This is a genomic window from Winogradskyella sp., from assembly GCF_016744625.1.
In the GTDB taxonomy this organism is placed as follows: domain Bacteria; phylum Bacteroidota; class Bacteroidia; order Flavobacteriales; family Flavobacteriaceae; genus Winogradskyella.
On record NZ_JADGDZ010000119.1, the window covers coordinates 1 to 8,778 of the forward strand.

An 8,778-nucleotide genomic window follows, 5' to 3' on the forward strand; every position below is an offset into this window, starting at 1 on the left:
CATCAATATCTTCATCTTCTAAGGGTGTTCCAGAAGCGGCATAGCCATCATATTTATATACTTTGTCATATAGATCAAAAGATTCTTTAACAAAACGGACTACACTAGAAATGCCAACTTTACTTTTTGGACGTTTTATTTTTTTTGTTTGTGCTTCAAGTGCTGGAGCTACAAGAATGACGAAACATAACGTAATAATAATTTGTTTTAAAGCTGTGGTGTATTTCATTTTAAGTAATTGATTAATAGCTGTCTAAAATTAAGAATAACTATTGATACTAAAAAATGAAATGTGTAATTGGTTAAGAAATTAATACAGTTTGTAAACGACTATCGTTTTAGCATCACTTTTTGTAACAAGTTCTAAACCATTGTCTTTATCTAACTTTTGTAATTCTGCGAATGAAGTTCCGAATACTGGGAAATTAGGAATGGACTTAGCTTGGCTATCGAAGAGATATACTTTTTTAGATTGTAAATCTGTTGTAGTAACATAGATTTTATCATTAAGATAAAAGATTTTTGGAGCTGTATAATCACCATAATCTAAATCTATAGTTCTAGACTTAATGTTTAGCTTATTTTCAGTGAGAGAAACTAAAGTTTTACTTGTGGTTGCAATCTTGTGCTTCTCGGTTAGATTCAAGTTTTTTGTATTTAATCGCCCTCTTGTATCGGCTTGTACTAATTGACCAAGTGTATTTGTCGTAGTGAACTTATTTTGGTATAAGTATAATTCATTTTCAGAAAAAGAAATTTTGTCTTTTACATTGATTCTAATTTTTCCTTGTCTGTTTAAGATTTTTAAAGTCTCACCAGCACTAAATACAATATAATCCTTACTGCCTATTCTAAAATGTTTTGGCTGAGACGAAATATCTAAACCATTGTTTATATAATTAAAACCAGATACCGATTTGCCTTTAGTATTATACATTAAAAGGTTTTTACCTTGAGTTACCAATAGTCTAAAATTCTTTCTTTTGTCATAATCAAAAACCGAAAGAGGTTGAGTTATTGCATCGTTAAATTTTAATGGAAAAGAAGTTACATCATTTCCATTTCTATCTAAAATATAAAGGCGATTAGGTGTTGCAAAAGCAAGCTGTAATCTACCATTTTTATAGATGTCTATTTGTTCAATCTTGCCAAGTATTTTTCCTTGTAGTTGTTTCTTCCATAGAATATTACCAGAATCAGAAATGAGGTATAAAACGTTATTTGTATCCTGTACAGCAATATCATGCGCTTTGGTAACATGATTTTTTAATGTTTGAGGTGTGGTAAGAAGTTCTGCGTCAAGTTGTACTGTATAAGCTTCAGTTACTGAGTTTGTAGTGGCCCTCTTTTTAAATTTTTGAATAACGCCATTAACATGAGCATAGTCATCTTCATATATAAACTGAACAGCATTGGCTCTGTAACCTTTTATATTTTGCTCTAAAATTTCAGACAGACCGTCAGAATTTTTAAAAATAAATAAAGAAGCCTCGTCACTTAAACTTTTACTGATGCTCTCAAAAGCATCCGAGTTTGCAAGTGTATTATTATTGAGTGCATGAGTTAGTATAGATTTTATGGAGTCTATGGAATTTGAAAACACTATGAAGTTTTCATAAACTGAAAAGAATTCAGAATTATCAAAGCTCATAAATGGCATGAGTCGCGATTCAAAAAAATCAGGATTACCAAATTCATAAATGTCAATCTCTCTAAACGCATCAATATTAGATTTTTCTTCAATAGACTCTAAAACCAAATCTGGATCTAGTGTGTATAATAAAACGGCATTGTCTATTAATGCAATTTCATTAGTAAGATTTAGGAATGTCTCCGTGCTATCTATTGTCTGCGTATTGAATTGAATTAGATTTTTATTGAATACTGAAAAATCATCATACGCAATGCTAACTAACGAACCCGTGTTATAAGGAGCCAACTTTGGTGTATTTGTTTTTTGAGGAATCGTATTCTTAAAATTATCGAGATAATCAGAAATAGAGTCATTAGAAGTTAGAATCCCATTATATAGTAGACTTTTATCGGTGTAACTTAAATCCAATACACTGTAATTGCTCTTAATGGCTTCATTACTGAAATTTGAAAACAATAATTTTGAATAGTTTTTGGAATCAGATTTAAAAACGATTGAAGCTACAGATTTCTTATCACTGGTTTCAATTAGTCTACTCAGCTCAGTATTTTCTTTTTTAGGACTAAGGTTTTTTAAGACTTCTAGATTATTTGAACCAGCAAATACATTACCTATAATTTTATGATATATGATTGTAGTGTCTATTTGTGTCTTTTCAATTTTTAAATCTACCAATGACTCCGAAATAATATTAGGAATAGAATCGATAACAAATAGAGCAGAGTCATTCTTGGTTAGTATTAAATAATCTGAATGGGATTGAATAGATTCAGTAAAAGCTATAAAAACGTGTTGTGTTGTGCTGAGATTTTTTAAAATGTTTGAAGCATTTTTTAACTCCTTATTATATATACCAGAAAGTATATCATGATTTTCAATACTATTAACAAAGTCATTAAGCTCATTAACCTGAATAACTGCTGAGGTTTCGCTTGGTATAAATTTATAAGGATGATTGATTTTGTTGTAGTCTTTATTACAGGCTAATAGAATGGAAAATAAAATCAATAAAAAACCAAGTTGCTTCATTAAAATAAAATTGTGACTACAAATATAAAAAGTTATATATCTAAAAGGTATTGCTCTGGCAATAATCTAAATGATTTTCTATGGTATTTAGTGATACCGTATTTTTTAATTGCGGCTCTGTGTTCTTTAGTTGGATAACCTTTGTTTTGTTTCCAGTTATACATCGGGAATTCTTCATGGATTTTTTCCATGTATGCATCTCTATATGTTTTAGCTAAAATTGAAGCTGCTGCAATACTGAGGTATTTACTATCACCTTTAATGATGGTTTTATGCGGAATTGCATGATATGGTTTAAACTTATTACCGTCCACAATGATATAATTTGGAGTAATTCTAAGCTTTTCAATAGAACCATGCATCGCTTTTATGGATGCATTGAGAATATTTATGCTATCAATTTCGGTTTCATAAATATGTTGAAACGCAAACGATGTAGCTTCAGATTCTATAATAGGTTTTAAAATATTTCTATTTTTTTCTGAAAGTTGTTTAGAATCGTTTAATAGATCATTATTAAATGAAAGTGGTAAAATTACGGCAGCAGCAGTTACAGGACCAGCCAAACAGCCTCTGCCAGCCTCGTCTGTGCCACATTCTAAATCAAAGGATGAAAATTGAATTTTAAGAGTCAATATGTTAAAATTTGAACAAAGTTAAAATTTTAACGCAACCCTTTCACAGTTTTTGCATCTTGTTATTGAGCTGAATGTCTAAAACATTGAAATAATGAATTAGATGCTTCGTTGAGAGATTAGTAAAAACGTTAACATTTTTTTGGCAAAAACACTTGGTTATTTAATATTAAATTAAGATGTTTGCAACTAGACTAACTCAAATAATTGTTTTATGAAATTAAAATTAACATGGTTATTAACGCTTTTTATGGCGTTCGTGATGCAATTCTCTTTCGCACAAGAGAAAACTGTCACAGGTACAGTTACTACAATAGAAGATGGTTTACCACTTCCTGGTGTAAATGTAATTGTAAAAGGTACTTCTAGAGGAGTGCAAACAGATTTTGATGGTAATTATTCTATCAAAGCTAATGTTGGAGACGTTTTGGTGTTCTCGTATGTAGGTATGAAAACTACAGAATTACCAGTAGGTGCTTCTAATACTATTGATTTAGCTTTTGAAAACGATAACACTTTAGATGAAGTTGTTATTGTAGCTAGTAGTATTTTTGATGTTGGTAAGGAAGTTGATAATGGTGTGTCTTCTTTAGGAGAAGAGCAATTAAAAACTATTGTCAATACAACTTCAATTGATAGAGCATTACAAGGTAACTTATCTGGTGTAAATGTTGTTTCTGCAAATTCAGCGCCAGGTGCAACAGCAAATGTTAACGTTAGAGGTTCTTTTAGTCCAACAGGTGGATTATTAAATCCACTTTATGTTGTTGATGGAACATACATGAATTCAGATGATGTAGTATCTATTAACTCTAATAACGTTGCTTCTGTTCAAGTATTAACTGATGCATCTCAAACGGCACTTTACGGTAGTAGAGGTTCGAATGGTGTAGTTATTATTACGACTAAAAAGGGTAAGAAGGGGAAATCTCGTATTACACTTAATACACGTCATGGATGGTCAGAAAGATTTCCTATTAGAGTAGATTTAATGAATTCTAGACAAAAGCTAGATTATGAAAATGCACTTTCTTCAATAGTTGATCCAGTTACTGGTAATCCATTAGGTTTAGGGCGTTCAAGAACTGAAGCTCAGATTAGTGAATTAGCACAAATCCAAACGAATTGGGAAGATATTCTATACAAAACTGGTGAGTCTTCTTCTTATAACTTAGCGATAGCATCAGGTAGTGAAAATTCTACTACACGTTTTTCTGTTGGTTATGATACTGAAGAAGGAATTGTTGTAGGTTACGATGGTTTTCAACGTATATCTGCTTCACTTAATAATAATACGACTATTAACGATATAATGAATTATGGTTATAGTCTTAACGGATCGTATTCTACTATAGATGATCCTAGAGATAGAAGAAATGTACAGTCTCCTTTCTGGTCAGAATATAATAATAATCCTTATGCGCCATTATACCAATTAGATACTAATGGTAATCAAATATTAGATGGTAATGGAAATCCTATATTTAATATTGCTCCTACTTTAAATAGTTTTGGATATCAAGTACAGGATGAAATTTTTAATACAGATCAAGAAAGACGTAACCTTAGATTATTTGGTTCTGCATTTTTTGAAGTATTCATTACAAAAGACCTTAAGGCTAGAACGCAGTTTGGTGGTAATTATGATAGATTACAATCAGAAAACTTCTTAAGGCCTTCAGCACGTTTAAATTCGTTTATTGGAACTCAAGGAACAAAAACTGATAGATCTTCTGATAGATTAGATTATAACTGGAGAAATGAGTTGTCTTATGGGAAGCAAATTGGTAACCATGAATTTAAGGTAACTGTTGCCTCTGAATATACTAATGAGAATTTTTACACTTTAGTATTAAGTAGTAGAAACTACCCTAATGATTTTCAGAATACTCAAAATTTAGCTGGGTCTATAGATCAAACATCTAATACATCTAGATTTACAGTTTCAAGATTTGGATATATAGGTGCTATAAATTACAACTACGATAAAAAATACTTCATTAATGCTTATGCAAGAAGAGATGGTTCTTCTTTAGCAGGTTTTGATAATCAGTATGGTACTTTTTATGGTGGTTCTGCATCTTGGGATATTGCTAAGGAATCTTTCATGGATTCTGCGGATTGGGTAAATGCATTAAAATTGTCAGTATCTTATGGTACACTTGGTGATGAAAGTGGTTTAGCACGATATTCTAATTTCTCTGCAGTTACAACAGGTTTATTATATGGTAATAATCCTGCAGCTGTTGTTAACGGAAATGTTGCAAATCCTGATGTTACATGGGAAACTAATGAGAAATTTAACGTTGGTATTTCTTTTGAATTGTTAGAGCAATCAAGATTGAGAGGATCTATTGATTATTTTAAAGATACTAGAAAAGATTTCATATTTGGAGATAATTTCTCTGTAGAAGCTGGTGGTTATTCAGGGTTTATTAATGCTGGTGATAGTGAAGTTTCTGGATTAGAATTGAATCTAAGTTATGATGTATTTAAAAATTATGATGGCTTTAACATGACCGTTTTCGGTAATGTAACAAAAGCAGATTATGAGATTACAGCTTTAGTACAAGATCAGTTTTTATCAGGTTTTCCTGGTGGTCAAACAATAACTCAAGTAGGTTCAGAACCATTTACATATAATTTGGTAAGATATGCTGGTGTTGATCCTGCTAATGGTGATGCATTATATTATGATGCTGATGGAAATATCACAAATACTTTTAGTGCTCAAGATGCTGTTGCTATAGAGGGTAAATCACCTTTACCTGAGTTTTTCGGTGGATTTGGTTTAAGTGCAAATTATAAAGGTTTTGATTTTACAACGAACTTCAACTTCTCAGTTGGTAATTATGTTTATAATCTTACAGCTTTAAATGCTTATGATTTTGCAGGTTGGCAAGATAATAGAATTGTTGGAGCTGCTAATTACTGGCAACAGCCAGGTGATACTAATGTTTTGCCAAGACCTGTTGTTAATGGTATAGAAGGAAGTACAGATCAGTTTTTACAAGATGCGTCTTACCTTGCTTGGAGAAACCTTACAGTAGGTTACACTTTTGGAGATAATGTATTTGGTAATACATCAATTGAATCTATTAGAATGTACCTGCAAGCTCAAGGTCTAGCAATATGGTCAGAATTTGAAGGTAACCCAGAAATTGGTGATGGTTCTACTGAAGATGCTAATAATGTAACAATAGCAGGTACATATTCTGCATATACTTATCCTAGAGTTAGATCGTTTAACGTAGGCTTCGATATTAACTTTTAAATAAACAACACTATGAAATTAAAAAATATTTACAAATTATTATTTGTTTTTGTCCTTCTTTACGGATGTAATGATGAGGATATCTTTCAACAAGATCCTGATAGTACAGTAATTGAGAATTTCTTTCAAACTGAAGGAGAATTTGAATTAGCAATGAGAGGTGCTATGAGAACAATGAAAGCCACTGGATACTATGGTGGGTCAGGTAGCTCTAGTGATTTAATTATTGTTGGTGACTTACTTGCAGACAATTTAATTATCAACCCAGAAGGTAGAACTAGTAATCTTCAAAGTCATAATTGGTTGTATAATGATAATACTGCGCCAAGTATACTTTATAATAGAGCATATAGTGCTGTGTCAAGAGCTAATGTGATTTTACAGAATCTTGGTAATTTACCAGATGGTGCTTTTAAAGATCAAATCAAGGCAGAAGCCTTAGCGCTTAGAGCAGCAATGCATTTTGATGTCGCTAGATTCTATTCTAAGATACCAACACAATCAGCTGATGCTAACGGTTCTTTAGGTATAGCTTATTTAGAAGCTTTTGATCCTACTGCTGCACCAGCACGTTTAGAAACAGTTGCAGAAGTTTATGAGAAAATTAATACTGATTTAACAGAAGCTGTTGCTCTTATCGGTGCAGGTTCTGGTGAAACAGGAAGATTCGACTTAAATTCAATTAGAGGATTAATTAGTCGTGTAGCTTTACATCAAGGAGATTATCCTAGAGTAATTCAATTTTCTCAGCCAGTAGTTACTGCTGTAGCACCAGCTCCAGCGAGTGGTTTAGCTTCTCTTTGGACGTCGGCTTCTAGTCCTGGTGTTTTATTTGAATTGCCTTTTATCGTTTCTGATGGCTTATTAGATTCTAATTACAGTCAAGGAGCTGGAGCAAGTATAATTGTTGAGTATAATGTTGATAAAGCATTTTATGATTTATATGACCAAACTACAGAACCAGAAAGAACAAATGCTTATTTTCAAATTGTGAATAACTGGATTGTTTGTAATAAGTATATTAATGGTGCATTACAGACAGGATTAAATAACGGTCGTTATTTAAGAGTAGAAGAAGTGATATTAAATTTAGCTGAAGCACAATACTTTACTAACCCTGGTTCAGCTCTAGCAACATTAGATATCCTTAGAAATGCAAGATATTCTTCGTTTACAGGTGGTGAAACAGGTGATGCTTTATTTAATGCAATTATGCTAGAAAGAAGAAAAGAATTGGCTTTTGAATCTAGTGACAGATGGTTTACTTTAAAGAGACTTCAAGGAGTTTCTGGTATACCTGCTATGCATACTCAAGGTGTACAACGTTCAGGTAATGGTTATTTAGCTGATGGTACTGGTACAGTGCAAGCACAATTAACTTTAGCTGCTGGTAATTTTAAATGGCAATTGCCTATACAGCAGTCTGTGATTGATGAGAATCCTAATATTGAACAAAACCCTGATTACTAATATCTAAAAAAATTATGAAGACAAATAAATATTATATCCTATCTTTTTTATTACTTACATTATTTGTTAATGTTAGTTGTGATGAGGAGGTAGACACTTTCAAAACATATGATGGTGAGACTTTGATATCGTTTCAAAAGAGTTCTTTTGACTTATCAATTCCTGAAGAGGATTTAACATTAAATATCGCAGTATTTGCTTCAACTGTATCTGCTTCTAGTAGAACATTTGATGCTGCTATTACTAGTGCTACTGAAGGTACTGCTGGTGAATATACTTTAGGTACGGTTACTATACCAGCTAATGAATATGAAGGAGTATTTACTGTAGATTTCGATTTTTCTGAAATAGGTGGTGACGATGGTGATGTTAAAGAACTTGTGATTTCTTTGATGCCTCCAGCTGGTGTTGGATCATATAATGATGTTGCTACAATTAATTACTTTAGAGAAATTGTTTGTAATGACTTAACGATAGAAATTGTTTCTGACGTTTGGGCAACTGAAACGTATTGGTCTCTTAGAGATTCTGCTGGTACATTTCTTGTTGATAGATTTTTTCCTTTCGGAGGAAATTCGACAAGTCCACAAACTTACACTTTAGACTTCCCATTAATTAATGGTGATTATTCACTAGAAATCGGTGATGTATTTGGTGATGGTATGGTAGGTACTGGAGGAGGAGTTACTTTAACAGGTACTTATGCTCTAACATGT

5 protein-coding genes and 1 pseudogene are annotated in these 8,778 nt (G+C 32.0%); 3 read left to right on the forward strand and 3 right to left on the reverse strand.

All coding sequences use genetic code 11. The features are described 5' to 3' along the window. From QZZ53_RS15980 to QZZ53_RS15990, 3 genes and pseudogenes are all read right to left on the reverse strand, one after another. Window positions 1-229 (reverse strand): annotated as a pseudogene (locus QZZ53_RS15980) (OmpA family protein); the annotation flags it as partial. A gap of 81 nt (window positions 230-310) precedes the next feature. Beyond that, the gene (locus QZZ53_RS15985; RefSeq protein ID WP_296386543.1) at window positions 311-2,683 is read right to left on the reverse strand and encodes a ribonuclease HII; all 2,373 of its coding nucleotides are present in this window, start codon (window positions 2,681-2,683) and stop codon (window positions 311-313) included. A 32-nt stretch (window positions 2,684-2,715) separates the two neighbouring features. Beyond that, entirely contained in the window at window positions 2,716-3,318 is a 603-nt protein-coding gene (locus QZZ53_RS15990) for a ribonuclease HII (RefSeq protein ID WP_296386545.1), read from the reverse strand. A 214-nt stretch (window positions 3,319-3,532) separates the two neighbouring features. On the opposite strand from QZZ53_RS15990, the gene QZZ53_RS15995 reads away from it, so the two are divergent. The 3 genes from QZZ53_RS15995 to QZZ53_RS16005 all read left to right on the forward strand — a co-directional run. Then, a complete protein-coding gene (locus tag QZZ53_RS15995) occupies window positions 3,533-6,592 on the forward strand; it encodes a SusC/RagA family TonB-linked outer membrane protein (protein ID WP_296386547.1) in 3,060 nt (1,019 codons plus the stop codon). Window positions 6,593-6,604: 12 nt separating this feature from the next. Continuing rightward, on the forward strand, window positions 6,605-8,062 hold the full coding sequence (locus QZZ53_RS16000) for a RagB/SusD family nutrient uptake outer membrane protein (protein WP_296386549.1): 1,458 nt from the start codon (window positions 6,605-6,607) through the stop codon (window positions 8,060-8,062). Between the two features lie 14 nt (window positions 8,063-8,076). Next, a partial coding sequence (locus QZZ53_RS16005; RefSeq protein WP_296386550.1) for a hypothetical protein occupies window positions 8,077-8,778 on the forward strand: 702 nt, incomplete at its 3' end.

Bases quoted from the DNA above. Each gene is read 5' to 3' on its own strand.
- QZZ53_RS16000 (WP_296386549.1), top strand. From the start codon at position 6,605: ATGAAATTAAAAAATATTTACAAATTATTATTTGTTTTTGTCCTTCTT.
- QZZ53_RS15985 (WP_296386543.1), bottom strand. From the start codon at position 2,683: ATGAAGCAACTTGGTTTTTTATTGATTTTATTTTCCATTCTATTAGCC.
- QZZ53_RS15995 (WP_296386547.1), top strand. From the start codon at position 3,533: ATGAAATTAAAATTAACATGGTTATTAACGCTTTTTATGGCGTTCGTG.